The following is a 23136-nucleotide window of genomic DNA, read 5'->3' on the forward strand; positions in this document are numbered from 1 at the left end:
CCGCCTAAACACACCGCCGGGCCGTCTTTGCCCGGCGTTTTTGCGTTTGACCCCTGAGGAATGACCGATGTCCCGCTATCAACCGTCCAAGCTGGAACCGAAATGGCAGCAGGCCTGGGAAAAAGCCGGCACCTTCCGCGCCACGCGGGACGGCGACAAGCCGAAATACTACGTGCTGGAGATGTTCCCCTACCCCTCGGGCCGCATTCATATCGGGCATGTGCGCAACTACACGATGGGCGACGTGATCGCGCGCTACAAGCTGGCGACCGGCCATAACGTTCTGCACCCGATGGGTTGGGATGCCTTCGGTCTGGCCGCGGAAAACGCGGCGATGGACCGTGGCATTCACCCGGCTGACTGGACCTTCAAGAATATCGACGACATGCGCGCCCAGATGAAACCCTTGGGGTTCTCTCTGGATTGGAGCCGCGAGATCGCGACCTGTCATCCGCAATACTATCGCCATCAGCAGGCGATGTTCATCGACATGCTGGAAGCCGGGCTGATCGACCGGAAGAACGCCGTGGTGAACTGGGATCCGGTGGACATGACCGTGCTGGCCAATGAGCAGGTGATCGACGGCAAGGGCTGGCGCTCGGGCGCGGATGTTGAGCGGCGCGAACTGACACAGTGGTTCTTCAAGATCTCCGACATGGCCGAGGAGTTGTTGCAGGCGCTGGACGAACTCGACAACTGGCCGGAGAAGGTCAAGCTGATGCAGGCCAACTGGATCGGCAAGTCCCGCGGGCTGCAATTCTCCTTCGGGATGACGGAGGGCGTGGGCGGTCATGACCGCGTGGAGGTCTATACGACCCGCCCCGACACTCTGCTTGGCGCAAGCTTCATCGGCATCTCCCCGGATCATCCGCTGGCCCGGGAACTGGAAACCAGCCGCCCGGATGTTGCGGCCTTCTGCGCCGAGTGTCGCGCCACCGGCACATCCGAGGAAGCGCTTGAGAAGGCCGAGAAGAAAGGCTTCGACACCGGTCTGACCTGCCGCCATCCGTTCGACACATCCTGGGAACTGCCGATCTATATCGCCAATTTCATCCTGATGGACTACGGCACCGGCGCGATCTTCGGCTGCCCGGCCCATGATCAGCGGGATCTGGATTTCGCGCGAAAATACGGACTTGAAGTGGCCTCCACCTTCGCGCCGGCGGGCGATCCGGCAGGGTTTACCCTGCCTGAGGATGGCGGTGACGCCTATGTTCCGCCGAAGACCGAAAAGGTTCTCTATATCAAGGGATTCGCCGGTGAAGAGTACCAGACGGGCGCCGAAGGCATCGACGCGGCGATCGCCTTTTGCGAGGAAAACGGCGTCGGTCAGGGTGTGACGAAGTTCCGTCTGCGCGACTGGGGCCTGTCGCGCCAGCGCTATTGGGGCTGCCCGATCCCGGTCGTGCATTGCGACGCCTGCGGCGTGGTTCCGGAGAAAAAGGAAAACCTGCCCATCGAGCTGCCGAAGGATGTCAGCTTCGACATCCCCGGAAACCCGCTGGACCGCCACCCCACATGGGCGTCAACGCCCTGCCCGTCCTGCGGCGTGCCCGCCAGGCGCGAAACGGACACGATGGACACCTTTGTCGATTCGTCGTGGTACTACGCCCGCTTCACCGCACCCCATGCAGAAACCCCGACCTCCGCCGAGGACGCGGCCTATTGGATGAATGTGGACCAGTATATCGGCGGGGTGGAGCATGCGATCCTGCATTTGCTTTATTCGCGCTTTTTCGCCCGCGCGATGCATATCACCGGCCATCTACCTGCCAGCGCCATCGAACCTTTCGACGCGTTGTTCACGCAAGGCATGGTGACCCACGCGATCTACCGGACCGCACGGGACGAGGACGGACGGCCCGTCTACCACTACCCCGAAGAAGTGGAGCTTCGCGACGGTGCCGCGTTCCTGAAGGAGGATGGCCGCCCGGTCGAGGTCGTCCCGTCGGCCAAGATGTCGAAATCCAAGAACAACGTCGTCGACCCGGTGGCGATCATCGAGCAATACGGTGCCGACACCGCGCGCTGGTTCGTGCTGAGCGATTCGCCGCCCGAGCGCGATGTGGAATGGACAGCCGCAGGCGCCGAAGCCGCCTTCAAACATCTGGGCCGGGTCTGGGCGCTGTGTGACCGGATCGGCAGGATGGATCCCGATGCAGCAGGCGACGGCGATGACGACCTGCGCCGCGCGATGCACCGTACCATCCACGATGTGACGATGGGCATCGAAAGCTTCGGCTTCAACGCCGCCATCGCCAAGCTTTATGCGTTCACCAATGTACTGACGAAATCTACTGCTGCCCATGCCACGCAGCGCGAGGCGATCATGGTGCTGGCGCAGCTCATGTCGCCGATGACCCCGCATCTGGCCGAGGATATCTGGGCCCATCAGGGTGGCGAGGGGCTCATCGCCAACGCCCCTTGGCCCGTCGCCGACGAGGCGCTGCTGGTCGATGACAGCGTGACGCTGCCGATCCAGATCAACGGCAAGCGCCGCTCAGAGATCACGGTCCCCAAGGATCTCGCAAAGGAAGAGGTTGAAAAGCTGGCGCTGGCGGACAACGCTGTGATCAAGGCCCTCGATGGCGGGGCGCCGAAAAAGCTGATCGTCGTTCCGGGCCGGATCATCAATGTCGTTATCTGACCGCCGCACCGTTCTTGGGCTTCTGGCCGCCGCTCCGCTGGCGGCCTGCGGGTTTTCCCCTGTCTATGCGCCGGGCGGCGCGGGCGATGCGTTGCGCGGACAGATACTTGTGGAACCGCCGGAGACGCGAAACGAGTTCCTGCTGGTGACGCGTCTGGAGGATCGCCTTGGCCGTGCCGGCAGCCCCCGTTATGCGTTGACGCTCGACACGGATGTGGAGGAGCGTGGCATCGCTGTGACCGGGTCGAACGATATCACCCGGATCAATCTGACCGGCACAACCCGGTTCCGCGTGGTGGAGGCGGGAACGGATGTGCAGGTTCATGCGGGATCCGTGCGAACCTTCACGGCCTATTCCACCACCGGCTCGACCATTGCCACAGCCGCCGCCGAACGCGACGCGCAGGAGCGCCTGATGACGGCGCTGGCCGATCAGATCGTCTCCAATCTTCTGGCAAGCGCTGGCCGCTGGTCATGAAACTGTCCCCGCGGGAGGCTTCGGGCTATTTCGCGCGGCCCAATCCCGATGCGACCGGATTGCTGATCTATGGTGCCGATGCCATGCGCGTGGCACTCAAGCGCCAGCAGGTGCTGGAGGCGCTGCTTGGCCCCGAAGCCGAAGCGGAGATGCGCCTGAGCCGTATTCCCGCCTCCGATCTCCGGTCGGACCCCGCAGCATTGCTTGATGCGATCAAGGCGCAGGGCTTTTTCCCCGGACCGCGTGCGGCCTTTGTAGAGGATGCGGGCGACGGGCTTGCGCCCACCATCAGGACCGCCCTGGAAGATTGGCAACCGGGTGATGCGCAGGTGATCGTCACGGCAAGGCAGCTTACGGCGCGATCCGCCTTGCGGAAGCTTTTCGAAGGGCACAAGACCGCCTATGCGGTGGGCATCTACGATGATCCGCCCACCCGGGCCGAGATCGAAGAAACACTCCACAAGGCCGGTATCCTCAACATCTCCACCGAGGCCATGGCCGATCTGACCAGCCTCGCGCAATCGCTCGATCCCGGCGATTTCCGCCAGACGACCGAAAAACTGGCGCTCTACAAATATGCCGATACCGGGCCGGTGACATCCGAAGATGTGGCCGCCTGCGCGCCCGCCACGATCGAGGCCGAACTGGACGATATCCTTCATGCCGCGGCGGAAGCGCAGGCCGGCGCCATCGGACCGCTGATCACCCGGCTCGGCGGACAGGGTGTGCAGCCGGTCGGTCTTTGCATAGCGGCCCTTCGCCATTTCCGGGTGTTGCACAGCGCGGCAAGCCATCCCAACGGCGCCTCTGCCGGCATCGCCTCCGCGCGGCCACCGATTTTCGGGCCCCGCCGAGAACGAATGACACGTCAGGCGAATACCTGGGGCATGCATAATCTGGAAACCGCGCTCTGCCTTCTGGTGGAGACCGATTTGACATTGCGCTCGAGCCAGCAGGCTCCGCAAATGGCCCTGATGGAGCGCGCATTGATCCGGCTGGCGATGATGCCACGCGTGCAACGGGGAGGATAGGCCATGTATCAGGTGATCGGCGGGGTCAAAAGCCGCGCGCTGCGGGTTCTTTGGGCGCTGGAGGAGATGGCGCTCGATTACGAGCATGTGTCCGCGCCGCCCCGGTCCGACGCGGTGATCAGCTTCAATCCGGCGGGGAAAATCCCTGTTCTGGTTTCCGGAGGTGTGCCGATCACCGATTCTGTCGCGATCATGACCTATCTGGCGGACAAGCATGGCGCGCTGACCTTTCCAGCCGGCACCATTGAACGCGCGCGACAGGACAGCCTGACCCAGTTCATCGTCGACGAGTTCGACCAGTTGCTATGGACCGCCGCCCGGCATTCCTTCGTCTTGCCCGAGGACAAACGCGTGCCCGAGATCAAGGACAGCCTGAAATGGGAGTTCGAGCGGTCGCAGAAGGCCTTGATCCCGCGCATGGCCGAGGACGGGCCGTTCCTGATGGGCGACATCATGACGATTGCCGATATCCTGCTGGCCCATTGCGGCGGGTGGGCGGTGGCCGCGAAGTTTCCGATCGTGGAGCCGCAATTCCGTGATTTCGTGACCATGATGCGGGAACGGCCCGCCTTTCACCGGGCAATGGCAGCCTGAGACCGCACCGGCTCCGCCACTGACCCCTGACCGGCGGACCGGTTCCTGCTGACCCCGGCAGGCAGCGCGGCGCGAGGCAGCGCCTCCGGCGGCCTTGTTTTCAACCCGCTGACGCTGCCCCCCTGTCCCAATTCGCGGCATGCTGCCCGGCCCACCTCCCCGTGGACAGGCATGCCGTTAGCAGGTAGCCGCCGGTCGGCGCCTCCCAATCCAGCATTTCGCCTGCACAGAACACGCCCGGCAGCGCCCGCAGCATCAGCGTTTCGTCCAGCGCCGACCGTGCGACACCGCCTGCCGTCGAGATCGCTTCGTTCGTCGGGCGCGGGCCCTGATGCGGGACCGGCAAGGCCTTGATCAGCGCCGCAAGCGCCACGCCATCGGGCAGTGGACGACCGAACTCCTGCAGAAGCGCGAGCCGCGTACCGGTCAGGCGCAGGGCCTTGCGCAGGAAATTGGCGAGGCTCTGCTTGCCTTTCGGGCGGGACAACCGCGCGGCGACCTCCTCCGTCGACAGATCCGGCACCAGATCAAGCGTCAGGGCCGCGCCCTGCCGCAGGGCGCGCGATACTGCGTAGATACCACCCCCTTCCAGGCCGCGCTCCGAAATCACGAACTCGCCGCGATGGAGCTGATCGCCCGCTTTCAGCGCCACGTTCTTCACCGGCATCCCGAAATGCGGGGCCATATGCGCGGACCAGTCCATATCAAAGCCCATATTGGCCGGTGCGAACGGCGCGATCTTCACGCCTTTCCCGGCCAGCCACGGAGCCCATGCCCCATCGGAACCCAACCGCGCCCAGCTTGCCCCGCCAAGCGCCAGAACCGTCACCTTCGGATGCAGCACCTTCTGGCCTTCGGGCGTATCGAAGACGAACCCGGTCCCGCGCCATCCCTGCCAGTGCCAGCGGCGGCGCAGATCCACCTCCATCCGCTCCATCCAGGATCGCAGTAGCGGGGAGGCTTTCATGACGACGGGAAACACGCGGCCGGTGGAGCCGGTGAAAAGCTGCTGCCCGAGAGCGCTGGCCCAGCCCTGCACCTGCTTTGGCCCGAACACATCCAGCATCGGGGCCAGCCACGGCTCGGCCTCGTGATAGGCCGCCTTGAACCGAGGCAGCGGTTCCATCCTGGTGAGGTTCAGGCCCGATTTGCCCGCCATCAGGAATTTCCGCCCGGCCGAGGGCTTTCCTTCTGCGAGCAGCACCTGTCGTCCGGCCCGCGCCAGGGTTTCGGCCGCCATCAAGCCGGCCGGACCCGCGCCAATCACCAGAGCATCGGTCATGCCGGGGCCGCCGGCCCTTGTCCGGCTTTCCATTCCAGCACGCGGTGCGGATAGGGGATCTCGATATCGTTGTCTTTCAGCGCGTTCCAGATCAGGAAGAGCACATCGGAGGTGTATTTGTTCTCGCCGTCATCCAGCCCGTTGACCCAGAACTCCACGCAGAACTCCACGCCGCTCTCGCCAAAGGCGCGCAGTTCGCAATCGGGCGGGTAAGGCAGATCGAGCACGCCCGGATGGGTGGCCACCGCCGCCTCCACGATTGCGGGGACGCGGTTGATATCCGTGTCGTAGCTGACCGAAAACGGCGCCTCGTATCGGTTCGCACTGCCGCTGTCGGAATAGTTCACGACCCGGGTGGTGATGAAATCCTCGTTCGGGACCACGACCCAACGCCCATCGAAGGTTTCCAGCACCGCCGCGCGTGCGGTCATCTTGACGATCTTGCCCTGTTCGCCGCCATCCAGCTCCACGTAATCGCCGACGGTCGCCTGCCCCTCCAGCAAGAGGATCACGCCCGAAATGAAATTCGATGCGATCTTCTGCAGACCGAAGCCGAGACCCACGCCAATCGCACCGCCAAGCACTGCCAGGGTGGTCAGATCGATCCCCATGATGCTCATCAGCAGCAGGAAGGCCGCACCGAAGACCAGTATCTCGACCGTCTTGATGGCAAGTTCCCGCGTGGCGGGGCGGATCTCCTCCTGCCGGGCAATGTAATCGGCGCTGTGCCGTGTGGACCAGCTGCCCAGCCAGAACAGCAGGCTGCCCGCGATAACGCCGCGGATCAGCGCGATCAGCGAGAAGGAGATATTGCCGAGCGAGACCTCCATTTCGGACAAGGCAAGCGTCACGTCATCCAGAAGACCAAGTGCATAGAGCGCCGCAACCGGAATCAGCACATAGCGCCCGAGTGTTTTCAGGAACGGATCGGTGAGGATCTGGCGGACCAGAATGCGCGCGGCCAGAAACAGAAACACCCGTTTGCCAAAGGCGATCACGGCACCGCTGTCGAACAGGGAGACGACGATCGATTCTCCCACCGCCGTGAGCCCATAGGCCAGAAGCGGCAGCAGAAGCGGAACGAACCGGGCCAGAAACCGCCGCGTCTGCGACAGCAGCGTCTCACTGCTCTCGGCCGGGCTCAGCACCCTTTTCAGCGCGGGCGCCATGCGGCGGGTCAGCAGGAGGGCCAGCAGAAATGCAACAACAAGAAGCGCGAACTGCGACCAGGCCGCGGGGCTGGTCAGCCAGCCAAGCGCCAATTCAAGGGTTTCCCGGGCGAACTCAAGCGCCTGTTCGACGATTTCCGGCTGGTTTTCCATGGCGATGTCTTGCCCCACGCATGTCTCAGACCATTCTAATGGCTGGCAATACCGCCAAGGACAAGCTGGATGCAGACTGAGGAGCCCATTTGCCCCTTATGTGACCGGGCGATCCCGAAGAACGCCCGGCAAAGCCTTCACCACCTGATCCCGCGTTTGCGGGGCGGGAAGGGAGGGCCGACCGTGCGCCTGCATCAGATCTGCCACAACGAGATCCACGCGACCCTCAGCGAAGCGGAGCTCGCGCGTGACTTCAATACGGTTGAGGCGTTGAAAAGCCATCCACGGCTGGCCGGGTTCATCGCATGGGTTCGCAAACGACCGCCCGGATTTCACTCCAAAACGCCGGGCGGGCGCCGCTCGTGGAAAACGCGGTGACCGGCGCGGCGGGCGGGGCTCGAAAGCCCTACCCGTTACCGGCAAAGCCGCTTGATGCCTCGCAGCGTTTCGGCATCGCCCGCCAGCGCATCCGCCGCCAGATCCCGCGCCATCGCCAACAGTCCGTCGCGCAGGACAAGTCGGTCGATCAATCCGAAGTCCAGAGCTTCCTGCGCGGTCAGCTTCTGGCCTGCCAGCAACAGCAGTTTTGTGCGCGCAAGCCCGATCAGCGCTGCCATCCGCGCCGGGTCGGACGGCTGCGGCAGAAAACCCAGTTTCGCCACGGGATAGAAAAACCGGGCCTCCGGAACGGCGATCCGCAGGTCGCAGGCCAGCACCATGCCGAAGGCGCCGCCCGCCAGCGTCCCGTTCAGGGCGGCGATGCTCAGGCAGGGCAGATCCGCGATGGCGCCGGAAAGCCGTTCCCATATGGGCGAGGTCGCAAGGCCCGCCTTCGCAGCCTCCAGATCCGCGCCCGCGCTGAAAACCCGGTCACCCGCACCGGTCAGAACCAACGCGCGCACCGACGGATCATTCCCTGCATCCTCTGCGATCTCCGCTAGATGACGCAACATGTCCTCGGTCAGCGAGTTGGCCTTGTCGGGCCGGTTCAGCATCACAAGCCACAGGCCGCCCTCGCGGATCAGGTCGATCATGCCGTCAGGCCGATCCGGGCGCGCAGTTCCTCGTCGCGCAGTGACAGCTCGGTGCCCAGAAGATCATCCGCCTCGGCCCCGCACATCCAGACAAGCGCCCGGGCCGGCCAATCGGGCGGGATATGGTCCGACCACTCCAGCTTGCTGACCGGGTTCAGGCCGCTGGACTTGATCTCGCGTTGCATCTGTGTGGCCACGGTGCCCGGTGACAGACCCATCGCGCGAATACCCTGATCGGCCGCCTCCTTGTGCAGACACATGGTCAGCATCGCAGCACCCGCCTTGGACGTGCAGTAATGGCTCCATCCCTCCAGCGCGTTATGCGCCGCACCGGAGCTGATGGTGATGATCGTTCCGCCGCCGCGGGCGATCATCCCGGGCATCGCCGCGCGCATCCCGTTGAAAACACCCTTCAGATTGATGTCGATCACATGGGACCACGCCTCCGGATCGGCATTCACAAGATGGGAGATCGGCTCGATCACCCCGGCATTGTTGATCAGCACGTCCAGCCCACCAAAAGTCTCGACGGCGGCGGCAATCGCGGCCTCGACCTCCCAGTAGCGGCTGACGTCGCAGGGCACAGCAAGTGCGGTATCGCCGATCTCGCCGGCCAGATCGGCAATGGCTTCCTGCGAGCGGGCCAACAGGACGACATTTGCGCCCTCGGCGGCAAATGCCCGTGCCGCGGCTGCGCCGATACCTCGACTTGCCCCCGTAATCATGACCGTTTTTCCGCCTGGCATATCCATGTCGCCCCTTTGCTTGACCTCCGCCGGACCGACGGCCCAATCGGCTCTTGACCCTGTCAGACGCGCGTCCGAACATCGCATGATGCAATTCACCCTTGGTAGGTCGTTATGTCAAAGCTGAAAACCTTTTCCCTAAGTCTTTCCACCATTGCGCTTCTCGCGGCAGCCCCTGCGCTGGCCGATGTCGACGCCCGGGAGATCTGGGACGAATGGCAGGCGCAGGGCGCCGCAATCGGTCAAACCCTTTCCGCCACGTCCGTCACGGATACCGATACCGGTCTTCGGATCAGCGGCATGACGGTGTTGGCTGATCAGGGCGGGAGCACATCGACCGTGGAGATCGACGAGATCACGCTCAACGAAAACGCCGATGGGACGCTGAGCGTCGAAATGTCCGACCCCGTCCGTATCACGACCGTAAGCCAGATCGATGACGGACCGGCAGTCCGTATTGACATGGGTGTTCGCCATCAGGGGTTGAACATCACCGTGTCCGGAGATGCCGGCGCGCGCGACTATGAGTATGACGCCGACAGCATAACGATCAGCAGTGAACAGATGACTGTCGATGGCCAGTCGGCGGGAGAGATGAATATTGCCGCCACCATCACGGATTTCGCGGGCCAGCACATGCTCACCGGCGATACGGTCGAGACGACGGAGATCACCTCCAGCAGCAGTTTCTCGGGCATGTCGGGCACGATCGATGCCGCCGCGCCGAACGGTCAGGATGGCGGGTTCAAGCTCAGCTTCAACATGGGCCCGATGACATCGACCGGTTCCGGCAGCATGTTCGCGTTGGCGTTCATATCGCAGATGTCCGATGATACCTCCGTTCCGGAGAATTTTTCCCTCCTGAGCGATCTGGAGTACGAGCGGCTGAGTTACGAAATGACCGTCGATGAAGCCGGAAGCAGCTTCAACATGTCCTTCGCCAATGAAGGCGGCGAGATGGGCGTGGCGCTCACCGAAGGCGGGCTTACTTATGATCTCTCGGCCGTGAATGTCGACGCGGCGATTCTGACGAACGAGTTTCCGGCACCGATCGAGATCAGCGCGGACTCCACCGGCTTCCTCTTCACACTGCCTCTGATGCCCGAGGACGAGCCCTCGGACATGGCGCTCAGGCTGGACTACCGGGGGCTTGAGGTGAATGAGGCGCTTTGGAGCATGATCGACCCGGGCCAGGCGATCCCGCGCGATCCCGCGACCCTGATCGTTGACATCACCGGCAAGGTTCAGATGCTCGTCAATCTGCTGGCAGGTGATCCGACTGCGTTTCAGGGCCCTCCCGGAGAGCTGCGCGAGGTTACGCTCAACGATCTGCAGATCAACGCTGCGGGCGCCTCTCTGGAAGGGGAAGGCGATCTTGAGTTCGCGCCCGGCCAGATGGTGCCCATGCCGGTTGGCACAATCGATCTGCGCGCCGCCGGACTCAATGCGCTGCTGGACCGTCTGACATCTGCCGGACTCCTGCCCGAGCCGCAGGCCGCCATGGTGCGGGGCATGTCGGGCATGTTCGCACGCCCCGGCCCGACCGCGGACACGCTCGAAACCACGATCGAATTCCAGCCCGGCGGCGGCATCACCGCCAATGGCATTCCGCTGCAATAGCCGGCTCTGCCGGTAACCGAACCGCCCGGCGCTGTACCCGAGCGCCGGGCGGTTTCCCTTTGCCCGGTCTTGCACCGCCGTCCACCCGGCTCTAGGTCACATGGCAGACAGAGCCCCCGCGCCTTCAGGACAAATCCGATATGACCCGATCCCTTTCCGATCTGACAGCCGATCTGCTGGCCGCAGCCAAGAGGGCCGGGGCCGATGCCGCCGATGCGATTGCGGTGGACGGCACGTCTGTCTCCATCGGGGTTCTGAACGGCAAGCTGGAACAGGCCGAACGGTCCGAAGGTGTCGAGATCGGGCTGCGGGTCATGGTCGGGGCGCGACAGGCCTGCGTCTCCGCATCGGACATCAACCCCGCCACGCTCTCCGAAATGGCCGACCGCGCCCTCGCCATGGCCCGACTCGCGCCCGAGGATCCCACCATCGGGCTGGCCGATCCGGCGCAGCTGGCCACCGGGTGGGATGCAGAGGCGCTTGACCTGATCGATCCGACGCCGGAACCCGAACCCGCAGCCCTTGAAGACGCCGCCCTCAGGGCAGAGGCGGCCGCGCTGTCCGTTCCCGGCATCTCCCAGGTTCAGGCGACAACCGCCGCATACGGCCAGCGCCGGGTCCATCTGGCGGCGACGAACGGGTTTTCGGGCGGCTACGGACGCACCGATCATGGCCTGAGCTGTGTGGCGATCACAGGCGAAGGCACCGGGATGGAGCGGGACTATTACGGCGAAGGCCGCAGCCATGCCGAAGACATGATGGCCCCCGAAGAAGTGGGGCGCCTTGCCGCGGAACGCACGATTGCCCGCGCCGGAGCCCGCAAACCGCCCACCGGCGCCTTTCCCGTCCTATATGACGAACGGATTTCCTCCTCGCTTGTCGGGCATCTGCTGCAGGCGTCCAACGGCAGCGCCATCGCGCGCGGCGGATCCTGGCTTCGCGATGCACTGGGTCAGGATGTACTGCCCAGGGGCCTGTCGATCGTCGAAGACCCGCACCGGCCAAGGGTGACCGGTTCCCGCCCGTTCGATGGCGAGGGGCTGCCGACTGCGCGGCGCGAGATCGTGGCCGACGGTGTGCTCACCGGCTGGACGCTGGACCTTGCCACCGCGCGCAAGCTGAACATGACCTCCACCGCCAACGCTGCGCGTGGCACCTCGGCGCCGCCATCGCCCTCGGTCACCAATGTCGCGCTGACGCAGGGCGACCTGAGCCGGGAGGATCTGCTGGCGCAGATGGGCACCGGGCTTCTGATCACCTCGATGATCGGGTCCTCGATTAACCCGACGACCGGCGATTACTCTCGCGGCGCGTCCGGGTTTTGGGTCGAAAACGGGCAGATCGCCTATCCGGTCAATGAATGCACCATCGCAGGCAACCTGCGCGACATGCTGCGCACGATCGTGCCGGCCAATGATGCACGCACTCATCTATCGCGGGTTGTCCCGTCGCTGCTGGTCGAAGGCCTGACGATTGCCGGAGCGTGAAGACGATCTGAGCCTGCTTGTCGACGCTGCGCGCCGGGCCGGCGAGATCGCCGCGCGCCACTGGAAACAGGGCCCTCAGATCTGGGACAAGCCCGGGGGCGAGGGCCCGGTGACCGCCGCGGATCTGGCGGTGGACGAGATGCTGCGCACAACGCTGACCGCCGCCCGCCCCGATTATGGCTGGCTGTCGGAGGAAACCCCCGATACGCCCGCACGCCTGTCGCAACGCCGGACCTTCATTGTCGATCCCATTGACGGCACCCGCGCCTTTATCGACGGCTCCCGCGATTTCGCCCATTCGCTGGCCATCGCGGATCGGGGGCAGGTCACTGCCGCGGTGGTCTATCTGCCGGTCAAGAATCGGCTTTTTGCCGCCGCCCTGGGGCGTGGCGCCACGCTGAACGGCGCGCCGCTTGCCGCTTCGACCCGCGATGTAGAGGATCAGGCCACCATCCTGACCTCCCGGCCCAATCTGCGCCCCGAGCACTGGCGTGACGCCCCGCCGCCCGTGGCCCGGCATTTTCGATCGTCGCTCGCCTATCGGCTTGCGCTGGTCGGGCAGGGGCGGTTCGACGGGATGATCACGCTCAGGGACAGCTGGGAATGGGATATCGCCGCAGGCGCGTTGATCGTGGCCGAAGCCGGCGGCGCGATTTCCGACCGGCACGACCAGAGACTCGTGTTCAACAACCCCGTCCCGCAACTTCCCGGCGTTCTGGCCGCGGCCCCGGCGCTCCACCGGCAGCTTATGGCGCGTCTGGTCAGCGCCGCTTGACGGCTCACCCCATATCCGTAGGGTGCCGCCAAATTCCGACCCTTAGCCCAAAGGCACCGCATCCATGACCCAACGCCTGCATCTTGTCTTCGGCGGCGAGCTGAAAGACCCTTCCAAAAATGAGTTCAAGAATGCCGACGATATTCATCTCGTCGGTATGTTCCCCGATTATGCCAGCGCCTATGCCGCCTGGAAATCCGAGGCTCAGCGCACGGTAGACGATGCCCATATGCGGTATTTCATTGCCCATATTCACCGCCTGCGGGATGAGGAAACCGAGGCTTCGCCAACCGAAGAGCTGGGGTAAGCCGCCTTGGGCCAATCCCTTATTCTTGCTGGCTATCTCCTGTTTTCAGCCCGCGCCGAAGCCTTCGCCGAGCGCAAGTTGGCCGCACGCTTGCGCATCGGCAAGGAAGACGAGGCGCGCCTTGACGAGCGCCGTGGCATCGCTTCCCGTCCCCGGCCCGACACGCCGCTGATCTGGTTTCACGCAGCCAGCGTGGGCGAGTCGCTGGCGCTTCTGGAGCTGATCCGGCGGCTGATCGAGGAGCGCCCGGATATCTCGGTCCTGGTCACCACCGGGACAGTCACCTCCGCCAAGGTGATGGACAGCCGCCTGCCGGACGATGCCTTTCACCAGTACGCCCCGATGGACGCGCTGCCTTTCGTGCGCCGCTTTCTCGATCATTGGCGCCCCGACCTGGCGGTCTGGACCGAAAGCGAGCTTTGGCCGGCGCTGATCACCGAAACCGATGCGCGCGGTATCCCGATGCTGTTGATCAATGCGCGCATGTCCAAGGCCAGCCATGACAGGTGGCGGTTCCTCAAGGGCGTGGCGCGCAGTCTGCTGAGGCGCTTCACCTTCGCCCATGTGCAGGACGATGTCACCGCGGGCTATCTGCGCCGGCTTGGTCTGCCGGCGGACCGGCTCAAGGTGACCGGTACGCTGAAGGAAGGGGCCGCGGCTCTCCCCTATGACGAGAACGAGCGCGCCCGGCTTGCCTCCCGGCTGGCAGGACGACCCGTCTGGCTGGCCGCCTCCACCCATAAGGGGGAGGAGAAGAAGGTACTGGAGGCGCACAGTCTCGCCATGCGCGGCAACCCGCGCCTGCTCCTGATCATCGTGCCGCGCCATCCCGAGCGCGGCGACGCGGTGGCCGAGCTGCTGCAGACGACGGGCTGGAGTTATGTCCGCCGCACGGCAGACGAAACGCCCGATGGCGACACCCAGGTTTATCTGGCCGATACCGTGGGCGAGCTGGGTCTGTGGTATCGTCTGGCTCCGGTCAGCTTCGTCGGCGGTTCGCTGGAACCGATCGGCGGGCACAACCCGTTCGAGCCCGCGGCGCTCGGCTCCGCCATTCTGCACGGGCCCTATGTCACGAATTTCGTCGATATCTACCAACGCCTGACCGAAGCCAAGGCTGCCCGCCTCGTCTCCTCCCCCGAAAGCCTGGCCGCCGCGGTCAACGATCTGATGAACCCCGATCACGCCGCCGCCATGGCCAGCGCGGCATGGGAGGTGTCCTCCTCGGGCGCCAATGTGACCGATATGGCAGTCGATCTGCTGCTCGATACGCTCGATACGCCCCCGCCTCCGGCGCTGCCGAGGCCGGCGTGATGCAAGCGCCCGGCTTCTGGCAGCATCCGCCGGGGCTGCGCGCGGCGCTTCTCTCTCCGCTTGCGGCGCTTTATGCATCCGCGACCGCGCGGCGCTTGCGGGCCGGGCCGCGCGACACGGTCGGCATTCCCGTGATCTGCATCGGCAATCTCAATGCCGGAGGTACCGGCAAGACCCCCACAGTCATCGCATTGGCCCAGCACCTGATTGCCCGTGGCTGCACACCCCATGCGGTCAGCCGCGGCTATGGCGGATCCCTTGAGGGGCCGGTTCAGGTCGCCCAAGGCGCGCATGACGCAACGCAGGTGGGCGATGAACCGCTGCTCCTTTCAGCCTTCCTGCCGACCTGGGTGGCTAGGGACCGGGCGGCCGGGGCGCGGCTTGCCGCTACGGCCGGAGCCGATGTGCTCCTGCTGGATGACGGGTTCCAGAACCCCGCGCTGGCCCATGACCTCTCCGTGATCGTCGTCGATGCGGCATATGGGTTCGGCAACGGAAAGGTCATTCCCGCGGGGCCATTGCGCGAACCGGTCGGCACTGGTCTGGCGCGCGCCGATCTGCTGCTGTCGATCGGTCCGGACGCTGCGCAGGAAGATTTTGCCGACCGGTGGGGCGGACTGATCGACCTGCCGCATCTGACCGCGCGGCTGGAACCGCTGCCCACTGGTCTGCCCCTGGCGGGCCGCCCCGTTCTGGCCTTCGCTGGCATCGGACACCCGGAGAAATTCTTCGCCACGTTGCGGGAGATGGGGGCCGATCTTCTGCGTGCCGAGCCTCTGTCCGACCACCAGCCCCTGACCGAGACGCTGCTGATGCGCCTGCAGCGTGAGGCAAAGCTTCTCGGCGCGCAGCTTGTCACCACGGAAAAGGACGCGGTGCGCATTCCGCCTGCATTCCGCCAGTCGGTGATGACCGTCCCGGTACGCCTGCGGATCCACGACACGGGCCCGCTGGAAACGGCGCTGAGCCGTATTCTGGACCGAAGCCCGGATATCTGACTACGCCACCGGGGTTAAACGCCCCTGAGTTCAGCCCGTTTCGTCATCTTCCCCCAATCCGGGGGATGGCCGATGCAACGCCACCTCGGCATCGGAAAACCGGAAAGGCGGGCGCACGCCCGGCACACCGTCCAGTTCGATCTGCAAGCCCCGCGCCTTGACCTGAGGGTCGGCGAAGACCTCCGCCAGATCGTTGATCGGCCCCGCGGGCACACCTTCGGCCTCGCACGCGGCCAGCAGGTCGGCCTTGCTGCGCGCCCGCGTCGCGCCGGTCAGCCGCCGGGTCATCTCCGCACGGTTCGCAATCCGGTCCGCATTGGTCAGGAACTCCGCTGCCTCCGCCATATCGTCCAGTCCGAGCAGTCGGCAAAGTCGACGGTATTGCCCGTCATTGCCGGTCGCGATGATCAGCCAGCCATCCGCGCAATCGAAGACCTGATAGGGGGTCAGGTTCTGATGCGCGTTGCCGATCCGCTCCGGTGCCACGCCCGTGACCAGATAGTTCATCGCCTGATTTGCCATGAAACCCGTCGCCACATCCATCAGCGCCATGTCGATATGCTGGCCCTTGCCGGTCGTGCCACGCAGATGCAGTGCCGCCAGGATCGCATTGACCGAATAGAGTCCCGTCAGAATGTCGGTGACGGCGATGCCCACTTTCTGGGGCTGACCTTGGGGGTCGCCCGTGACCGACATGATGCCGCTCATTCCCTGAATGATGTAGTCATACCCCGCCCGATGGGCATAGGGGCCGGTTTGCCCGAAGCCGGTGATCGAGCAATAGATGAGGCCGGGGTTCAGCGCTTTGAGGCTCGCATAATCAAGCCCGTACTTGGCCAGCCCGCCGACCTTGAAGTTCTCGATCAGGATATCCGCCTCCGCGGCAAACGCGCGGACCTTCGCCTGCCCTTCGGCGGTACGGAAATCGGCCACGACCGAGCGTTTGCCGCGGTTGCATCCATGGAAATAGGCCGCCGACAGATCCCCTTCGCGCTGGACGAAAGGCGGTCCCCATCGTCGAGTATCATCCCCCTCGGGAGCCTCGATCTTGGTGACTTCGGCGCCCAGATCTGCAAGCGTCTGGCCGGCCCAGGGACCGGCCAGGATACGTGCAAGCTCCAGAACCCTGATACCGTCAAGCGGTGCCGTCATTGGGCGGCGGCAACCCGTTCATCCAGGATCTCGGCAAAGCTGGCATAGCTCATGTTGCTGAACTGCTCACCGTCGATGATGAAGGTCGGCGTGCCGGGAATATTGTGCTCTTCCTGATGCGCTTCGTAGCGGTCGACCAGTGCCTGCGCCATATCCGCATCGGTCAGGCAGGCCTCAAGCTCGGCCTCTCCCAGACCGACCGACCGCCCGATCCGCCGCAGGTTTTCCGCCACTGTGGCAGGTTCGCCCTGCACCCATTCGCGCTGCGTCTCGTAGATGCGGTCGACCACGGCGAAGTACCGCTCCGGCCCGGCGCAGCGCGCGACCATCGTGGCCCAAAGACCGAACCTGTCGAAATAGACCTCGCGATACACAAACCTGACCTTACCCGTTTCGATGTAGTTTTCCTTGATCTGCGGAAACACGTTTTCATGGAAGGTCGCGCAATGGGGGCAGGTGAAGGAGGCATATTCGATGACCGTTACCGGCGCATCCTCCTGACCCAGTGCCATATCGACGATTTCGGGCATGTCTCCGGTCGCCTGCGCACCGGCCGCGCCCAAGGGCGGCAGCGCGGGATTCCGGCCGCTTTGCCATGGCGCGATCAGGGCGGCTCCTCCGAGAACAAGGCCCGTGGCCCCGATGCCGGTCAAAATGGTCCTGCGCTTCATAAACTGCTCCTTCTAGGATTTCGAATGGGTCATGATATTGCGTGCCAGCCGTTCAAGCGCCGCTTTCAGCTCGGGCGCCTCGACCCCTTCCACGGCGGCTTTGGCCGCGGCGTCGATCTGCGGAGAGGGGGCGCGCGCCGGTTTCGGCGCGGCGGTGAAGGCCACCTGACCGTCGGCAAACCCGGTGGGTGCGGTCTGCGTGATCTGCACCCGCGCCACCGCGCGATACCCGTAACAGGCGTTCACCCGATCCCTGATCTGCTCTTTCTGCATCTCCAGCACCGGTGCATGGGAGCCGGTGGTCAGGATCACCAGAGTGCCTCCCAACCCATCCCGCTGGCCATACCGGATCTTGACCGGCTGCGCGACGCGACCTGTCTCTTCGCCCACGATCTCGGCCCAGTGGGTCAGCAGCTTGGCTTCGGAGAAGCCTCGCTTTTCAAATGGGCCGCGCAGCTGTTGCGCAACCAGACGGCTCGCCGGCTGAAAGCCTCGGCCCCGGCGCGGGCTGGATGTGGGGGTTTCCGGGGACATGACGTGTCTTTGGCTTTCCTTGGTTCCCGATCAATGTATCTCTGGCTCAGGCGTCATCCAATAACAAGACGGGGGCTGAGCGTATAAACCTTGCGTGATCAGGAAAAAAGTACGGCCTTGCTGGCATGGTACGACATCAACGCCCGCAGCCTGCCCTGGCGTGTCGGCCCCGCGACGCGGCAGGCAGGCGTCCGGCCCGATCCCTATCGGGTCTGGCTCTCGGAGATCATGTTGCAACAGACCACGGTTGCGGCGGTGAAGGCCTATTTCGACCGGTTTATCCGGCTTTGGCCCGGCGTGACCGATCTGGCTGCGGCCGAAGACGCCACGGTGATGGGCGAATGGGCGGGCCTTGGCTACTACGCCCGCGCCCGCAATCTGCTGAAATGCGCGCGCGTAGTGGCCCATGATCTGAATGGCCGCTTCCCAGACAGCGAAGAGGCGTTGCGCGCCCTGCCAGGCATCGGCCCCTACACCGCCGCCGCCATTGCCGCGATCGCCTTCGACAGGCCTGCCACGGTGATGGATGGCAATGTCGAACGGGTAATGGCACGTCTGTTTGCGGTGAAAACGCCTTTGCCCGCGGCAAAACCCGAGCTTAAGGCCCTCGCTGCCGGTCTGACGCCGAAGACGCGCCCGGGCGATTACGCACAGGCTGTCATGGACCTGGGTGCTACCATCTGTAGCCCGCGCAATCCGGCCTGCGGTATCTGTCCGCTCCGCGCGGTTTGTCGGGCCCGGGCCGAGGGCATCGCCCCCGAATTGCCCCGCAAATCGCCCAAAAAGCCCAAGCCCACGCGGCATGGAACTGCCTATCTGGCCCGGCGCGAGGACGGTGCCTGGCTTCTGGAAACCCGCCCGGACAAGGGCCTGCTTGGCGGCATGCTTGGCTGGCCAGGAACGGAGTGGACGGAAAGTGCCCCGAAGGAGGCGCCGCCGCTTCGCGTGGCTTGGCACGATCCGGGCCTTGAGGTTCGCCACACCTTCACCCATTTCCACCTTCGCCTCGCGCTGCGCGTCGCCCATGTCACCACCGATGCGAGGCCCGATCGCGGCCGCTTCCTTCCGGCCGCCCAATTTCGGCCATCGGATCTGCCTACAGTGATGCGCAAGGCCTATGACCTAGCGTCCCGATTGCCCGCCGTTAATTGAGATCATGCGGAATTCACGTCAGACTGTCCCCCGTGTTCCATTATATCGAGTCGCCCGATGATCCCCGCCGCAACCGTCGCCAAACTGCACAACGCCCTGCCCTTCTGGCTGTCGCTCGGCCTGATCCCGCTATTCGCCTTCGTCGCGACGCAGGGCGGGCTCTGGCTGCTGCTGATGCCGCTCTCTACGTGGTGGCTCTTTGCAGTGCTTGACGCCTTCACCGGTCTCAATCTGGAAAACGCGGACCTGCAAACCACAGAGAAACAGCTTTTCTGGTATCGGGCGATCACGCTGATCTGGTTTCCGCTTCAGTTCTGCGTGATTTTCGGCGCGATCTGGTATGTCTCCCATACCGACCACCTGAACACGCTGGAACAGATCCTGCTCTTCTTCGGCGTCGGCATTATCAGCGGCACGATAGGGATCAATTACAGCCACGAACTGATGCACCAGAGAAACAGGCTCGAACGCTGGCTGTCCGACCTCCTCCTTGCGTCGGTGCTTTACTCCCATTTCCGCTCCGAGCATCTGCTGGTCCATCATCGATATGTGGGAACCAAGCGCGACCCGGTGACCGCGCGGTACAACGAAGGCTTTCACCGCTTTTTCCCGCGCGTGCTACGGCAATGCTGGGTCTCCGCATTCGAGGCCGAGCGCGATATGCTGGCCCGCAAAAATCTGCCTTGGCATGACCTCTCAAATCCGTTCTGGAAGTATTGGGCCCTGCAGGCCGTATTCCTGTTGCTCGCCCTAGCAATCGGCGGGATTCCGGGCGTCGCGCTTTTCGTGTTTCAGGCCTTTGTCGCAATCTGGCAGCTTGAACTGACCAATTACGTGGAACATTACGGTCTGACCCGGAAGTATCTGGGCAACGGCAAATATGAGCACGTTCTGCCGCGCCACAGCTGGAACGCGGCGCACAAGGCGTCCAACTGGCTGCTGATCAATCTGCAGCGCCATTCCGATCATCACTACAAACCCGACCGGCGGTTCCCGCTCTTGCAGAACTATACCGAAGCGGACGCCCCGCAACTGCCCTACGGGTACACGATCATGACTTTGGCGGCGATGTTTCCACCCTTGTGGAAGCGGGTCATGAACCCGCGCGTGCGCAAATGGCGGCAGATGTATTACCCGGAAATCACCGACTGGCATCCCTATAACAAGGCGCTGCACCCGGCGCCGCGCTGACACGGGGAAGCGCTGGACCTGGCCACGCCCTGACGCCCTGACCACAGTCAGGCGTCAGGGCGCACCGGATATTGCGGCCACAGGCACCGGACACTCCGCAAAAAAAGCCCCACCAGTCCCGGGGACCGGCAGGGCAAGGGTCGTGCCGGACCCCAAGGGGCCGCAGGCACGGGCGGTATTCTCTCGAAAGTCTTAGCTCTGCATCTCGGCACGGATCTGCTGGCGCAACAGATCGATGGGCACGGTCTGTCCGTCACGCCGGAAATGCCAGTAGGTCCAACCATTGCAGCTTGGCGCGCCTTCCAGCCGCGCGCCCACCTGATGGATAGACCCCTTGGTATCCAGTGCCACCAGTGTCCCGTCGGCCCGGATCCGGGCGCGGTGGCGACCATTCAGGCTGGTCAATTCTTCGCCCGGGCTCAGCAGGCCCCGTTCCACGACCTGACCGAACGGCACCCGTGGTTCGGCGCGCTTGCCTTGCGTGACCTCAAGCGAGGCACGGTCGAACCTGCGGACTTTGGATATCCGTTTTTCGGCGATTTCCCGATACGCCGCCTCGCGCTCGATCCCGATGAAATCGCGGCCCAGCTTTTTGGCGACGGCCCCGGTCGTGCCGGTTCCGAAGAACGGATCCAGCACCACATCGCCCGGGTTCGTCGCGGCCACCAGCACCCGGTGCAACAGCGCCTCCGGCTTCTGCGTCGGATGGGCCTTGTCGCCCTTTTCATCCTTCAGCCTTTCGCCGCCATTGCAGATCGGCAGCACCCAGTCCGAGCGCATCTGAATGCCCTCGTTCAGCGCCTTCAGCGCCTCGTAGTTGAATGTGTATTTCGCGCCTTCGGACTTGCTGGCCCAGATCATCGTCTCATGGGCGTTGGTAAAACGCTTGCCGCGGAAGTTCGGCATCGGGTTCGATTTGCGCCAGACCACATCGTTCAGGATCCAGTATCCTTGATCCTGCAGGGCAGAGCCGACACGAAAGATGTTGTGATAACTGCCGATCACCCAGATCGCGCCATGGGGTTTCAAGAGACGCTGCGCCGCCTTCAGCCATGCCCGCGTAAATGTGTCATACGCCTTGAAGCTGTCGAACTGGTCCCAGTGATCGTCCACCGCGTCCACAAGGCTGTTGTTCGGGCGGTGCAGATCGCCCTTGAGTTGGAGATTATAGGGCGGATCGGCAAAAATCAGATCGACGGATGCCGCAGGCAGACTGTTCATCGCTTCGATGCAGTCTCCGGACAGAATGCTGTTGAGCGGAAGCGCGCCGGCCCCCGTGGATTTGGTCTTGGTGGTCATCACTGCCTCTGACTTAGCCGCCTCTTTCGGGCGCTCAATTCTTGTCCACAGGATGAGTCAAAGGTGATTCGTCGTCAATTTCTTTTTTGAATCAGCGGCTTAGGATTTCTCTTGATACAAGATATTGTGCACCGGGCTGAACGAACGTCTATGAACAGGGGTCACACCAAGGCGCCGCAGAGCGTCCAGATGTTCCGCGGTGGGGTAACCCATGTTCCTATCCCACCCATAGCCCGGGTGCTGTTGCGCCAGCGCCACCATCACCCGATCCCGTGCCACCTTCGCCACGATCGACGCCGCCGCGATGGAGAGCGACCGCGCATCCCCCTTGATCAGGGCAGTCGCCGGGCAGGGCAGCCCGTCGGGCACTGCATTCCCGTCAATCAGCGCGTGGCCGGGCATCTGTGGCAAACCTTCGACCGCCCGGCGCATCGCCAGAAGGGAGGCTGCACGAATATTCATCTTGTCGATCTCGGCCACACTGGCCCAACCGATGGCGACATCCGCCACCTGATGGAGGATCTCGAACAAGGCCAGCCGCCGGGCCACTGGCACTTTCTTGGAATCGTTCAAGCCGTCCGGTATCGATCCCGGGTCCAGCACCACCGCCGCTGCCGTCACCGGCCCGCAGAGCGGTCCGCGCCCCACCTCGTCGACGCCGACCACCACACCGCCCAGCGCCAATTCGGTCTCGAAATCCGGTTTGCTGCCCATGGGCCCAAAGACCACGACCACGCACGCGAAACAAGCCAGTGCCCAAACCCAAGTCAGTGCCGGAGAAGACCTGGCCGCATCAGCTGGGTACCGCGCAAAAGGAAATGCTCAAGATCACCTCACGGCCTGCCGTCATCCTCATTGGGGCCGTGCAGCTTGCCGCCCAGCAAAAAAAGACGGCGGTGCCAAACTGCTGCACCGCCGTCTCCCCTGCCTCACTGCTCGTTCTCTTTTCCGGCTCAGGGGTGAAACCCGCGCTCCCGCTGCCAGCCATTGCGGGCAAGGCACCTCCCGCCATAGAGGTTGCGCGTTCCGCGATTGGTCTGGACCCGGCGAATGCAGTCCGGCGGCAACAGGCCCGGACGACGCACGTTGTTCTGCATGCATCGCGCGCCGTAGCCGCGCACATATCCGCCGGTTGTCTGGAACTCCCTGAAACAGCGTGCGGGTGCGACAAGATTGTGCTGGCGTGGAGGTTGCGGCGTTACCGCCGGCCGGTGATCGCGACGGTCATTGCGCCGCTCGACCGCGCGGCCGATGGCATAAAGCGCAATGATCCCGGCGATGATTGCAGCGGCGTCTTCACTATCGGCACGCGCCGTGCCAGGCGTCGCGGCGACACCGCTCAGGGCAAGGGTAAAGGACAGAACCGCGGCCATCGCAGTCTTCGGCAGAAATCTTCGCATGGCATCCTCCAGGGTCTCTTTATGCGTGTGCGTTTCCCGCATGGGGAAACGCGATGGACCAAGGCTGAGCTTGCGGGCGGGGTCGCTCAATAACGCGGGCGT

The 23136-nt window shown here is 64.1% G+C and carries 23 protein-coding genes; 13 read left to right on the forward strand and 10 right to left on the reverse strand.

Going from position 1 to position 23136, the window contains the following annotated elements; all coding sequences use genetic code 11:
• Positions 1–67: 67 nt before the first annotated feature.
• From leuS to D9R08_RS07565, 4 genes are read left to right on the forward strand one after another with little or no spacing between them, the layout of a single operon-like run.
• A complete protein-coding gene (gene leuS / locus D9R08_RS07550) occupies positions 68–2647 on the forward strand; it encodes a leucine--tRNA ligase (RefSeq protein ID WP_121897427.1) in 2580 nt (859 codons plus the stop codon).
• Positions 2634–3125, forward strand: a complete 492-nt coding sequence (lptE, locus tag D9R08_RS07555; protein WP_121897428.1) for an LPS assembly lipoprotein LptE — start codon at positions 2634–2636, stop codon at positions 3123–3125. The genes leuS and lptE overlap by 14 nt, the downstream gene beginning before the upstream one ends.
• Complete coding sequence (holA, locus tag D9R08_RS07560) at positions 3122–4156, forward strand: DNA polymerase III subunit delta (protein WP_121897429.1); 1035 nt, start codon at positions 3122–3124, stop codon at positions 4154–4156. Before lptE ends, holA begins: the two co-directional genes overlap by 4 nt.
• A 3-nt stretch (positions 4157–4159) precedes the next feature.
• On the forward strand, positions 4160–4750 hold the full coding sequence (locus D9R08_RS07565; protein WP_121897430.1) for a glutathione S-transferase family protein: 591 nt from the start codon (positions 4160–4162) through the stop codon (positions 4748–4750).
• Positions 4751–4850: 100 nt separating this feature from the next.
• Here D9R08_RS07565 and D9R08_RS07570 read toward each other — a convergent pair whose 3' ends face one another.
• Together D9R08_RS07570 and D9R08_RS07575 are read right to left on the reverse strand one after the other, a co-directional pair.
• Complete coding sequence (locus D9R08_RS07570; RefSeq protein ID WP_121897675.1) at positions 4851–6032, reverse strand: TIGR03862 family flavoprotein; 1182 nt, start codon at positions 6030–6032, stop codon at positions 4851–4853.
• Complete coding sequence (locus D9R08_RS07575; RefSeq protein WP_121897431.1) at positions 6029–7354, reverse strand: mechanosensitive ion channel family protein; 1326 nt, start codon at positions 7352–7354, stop codon at positions 6029–6031. Before D9R08_RS07575 ends, D9R08_RS07570 begins: the two co-directional genes overlap by 4 nt.
• Positions 7355–7423: 69 nt before the next feature.
• Between D9R08_RS07575 and D9R08_RS07580 the strand changes: the two genes are divergently transcribed.
• Positions 7424–7732: an HNH endonuclease gene (locus D9R08_RS07580; protein WP_121897432.1), complete on the forward strand. Its 309-nt coding sequence runs from the start codon at positions 7424–7426 to the stop codon at positions 7730–7732.
• Positions 7733–7767: 35 nt separating this feature from the next.
• Here D9R08_RS07580 and D9R08_RS07585 read toward each other — a convergent pair whose 3' ends face one another.
• Both D9R08_RS07585 and D9R08_RS07590 read right to left on the reverse strand, forming a co-directional pair.
• The gene (locus D9R08_RS07585) at positions 7768–8388 is read right to left on the reverse strand and encodes an enoyl-CoA hydratase/isomerase family protein (RefSeq protein ID WP_121897433.1); all 621 of its coding nucleotides are present in this window, start codon (positions 8386–8388) and stop codon (positions 7768–7770) included.
• Complete coding sequence (locus D9R08_RS07590; protein ID WP_121897676.1) at positions 8385–9140, reverse strand: SDR family oxidoreductase; 756 nt, start codon at positions 9138–9140, stop codon at positions 8385–8387. The genes D9R08_RS07585 and D9R08_RS07590 overlap by 4 nt, the downstream gene beginning before the upstream one ends.
• A 108-nt stretch (positions 9141–9248) precedes the next feature.
• Here D9R08_RS07590 and D9R08_RS07595 point away from each other — a divergent pair, with 108 nt between their 5' ends.
• The 6 genes from D9R08_RS07595 (at position 9249) to lpxK (ending at position 15635) form a co-directional block, all read left to right on the forward strand.
• Positions 9249–10754: a DUF2125 domain-containing protein gene (locus D9R08_RS07595; RefSeq protein ID WP_121897434.1), complete on the forward strand. Its 1506-nt coding sequence runs from the start codon at positions 9249–9251 to the stop codon at positions 10752–10754.
• A gap of 140 nt (positions 10755–10894) precedes the next feature.
• Positions 10895–12241, forward strand: a complete 1347-nt coding sequence (locus D9R08_RS07600) for a TldD/PmbA family protein (protein ID WP_121897435.1) — start codon at positions 10895–10897, stop codon at positions 12239–12241.
• On the forward strand, positions 12228–13016 hold the full coding sequence (locus D9R08_RS07605; protein ID WP_121897436.1) for a 3'(2'),5'-bisphosphate nucleotidase CysQ: 789 nt from the start codon (positions 12228–12230) through the stop codon (positions 13014–13016). Before D9R08_RS07600 ends, D9R08_RS07605 begins: the two co-directional genes overlap by 14 nt.
• A 64-nt stretch (positions 13017–13080) precedes the next feature.
• The gene (locus D9R08_RS07610; RefSeq protein ID WP_121897437.1) at positions 13081–13323 is read left to right on the forward strand and encodes a DUF4170 domain-containing protein; all 243 of its coding nucleotides are present in this window, start codon (positions 13081–13083) and stop codon (positions 13321–13323) included.
• 6 nt (positions 13324–13329) lie between these two features.
• Positions 13330–14637 (forward strand): 3-deoxy-D-manno-octulosonic acid transferase, encoded by a 1308-nt coding sequence (locus D9R08_RS07615; RefSeq protein WP_121897438.1) that lies wholly within the window; start codon positions 13330–13332, stop codon positions 14635–14637.
• Entirely contained in the window at positions 14637–15635 is a 999-nt protein-coding gene (gene lpxK / locus D9R08_RS07620) for a tetraacyldisaccharide 4'-kinase (protein ID WP_121897439.1), read from the forward strand. Before D9R08_RS07615 ends, lpxK begins: the two co-directional genes overlap by 1 nt.
• Positions 15636–15665: 30 nt before the next feature.
• On the opposite strand, the gene D9R08_RS07625 is transcribed toward lpxK, so the two are convergent.
• Genes D9R08_RS07625 through D9R08_RS07635 form a run of 3 tightly spaced genes read right to left on the reverse strand, consistent with a single transcriptional unit; the run spans position 15666 to position 17992 of the window.
• Entirely contained in the window at positions 15666–16787 is a 1122-nt protein-coding gene (locus D9R08_RS07625) for a CaiB/BaiF CoA transferase family protein (protein WP_121897440.1), read from the reverse strand.
• On the reverse strand, positions 16784–17458 hold the full coding sequence (locus D9R08_RS07630) for a DsbA family protein (RefSeq protein WP_121897441.1): 675 nt from the start codon (positions 17456–17458) through the stop codon (positions 16784–16786). Before D9R08_RS07630 ends, D9R08_RS07625 begins: the two co-directional genes overlap by 4 nt.
• Positions 17459–17470: 12 nt before the next feature.
• Complete coding sequence (locus D9R08_RS07635; RefSeq protein ID WP_121897442.1) at positions 17471–17992, reverse strand: DUF721 domain-containing protein; 522 nt, start codon at positions 17990–17992, stop codon at positions 17471–17473.
• A gap of 90 nt (positions 17993–18082) precedes the next feature.
• Here D9R08_RS07635 and mutY point away from each other — a divergent pair, with 90 nt between their 5' ends.
• Together mutY and D9R08_RS07645 are read left to right on the forward strand one after the other, a co-directional pair.
• The gene (gene mutY, locus D9R08_RS07640) at positions 18083–19144 is read left to right on the forward strand and encodes an A/G-specific adenine glycosylase (RefSeq protein WP_121897443.1); all 1062 of its coding nucleotides are present in this window, start codon (positions 18083–18085) and stop codon (positions 19142–19144) included.
• Between the two features lie 57 nt (positions 19145–19201).
• On the forward strand, positions 19202–20335 hold the full coding sequence (locus D9R08_RS07645; RefSeq protein ID WP_121897444.1) for an alkane 1-monooxygenase: 1134 nt from the start codon (positions 19202–19204) through the stop codon (positions 20333–20335).
• 192 nt (positions 20336–20527) lie between these two features.
• On the opposite strand, the gene D9R08_RS07650 is transcribed toward D9R08_RS07645, so the two are convergent.
• The 3 genes from D9R08_RS07650 to D9R08_RS07660 form a co-directional block, all read right to left on the reverse strand.
• Positions 20528–21634, reverse strand: a complete 1107-nt coding sequence (locus D9R08_RS07650) for a site-specific DNA-methyltransferase (protein ID WP_121897445.1) — start codon at positions 21632–21634, stop codon at positions 20528–20530.
• A 99-nt stretch (positions 21635–21733) separates the two neighbouring features.
• A complete protein-coding gene (locus D9R08_RS07655; RefSeq protein WP_121897446.1) occupies positions 21734–22348 on the reverse strand; it encodes a ribonuclease HII in 615 nt (204 codons plus the stop codon).
• A 239-nt stretch (positions 22349–22587) separates the two neighbouring features.
• Positions 22588–23034: a hypothetical protein gene (locus D9R08_RS07660; RefSeq protein WP_147450637.1), complete on the reverse strand. Its 447-nt coding sequence runs from the start codon at positions 23032–23034 to the stop codon at positions 22588–22590.
• Between the last annotated feature and the right edge of the window lie 102 nt (positions 23035–23136).

It is taken from the genome of Rhodophyticola porphyridii, assembly GCF_003688285.1.
GTDB classification, from domain to species: Bacteria; Pseudomonadota; Alphaproteobacteria; order Rhodobacterales; family Rhodobacteraceae; genus Rhodophyticola; species Rhodophyticola porphyridii.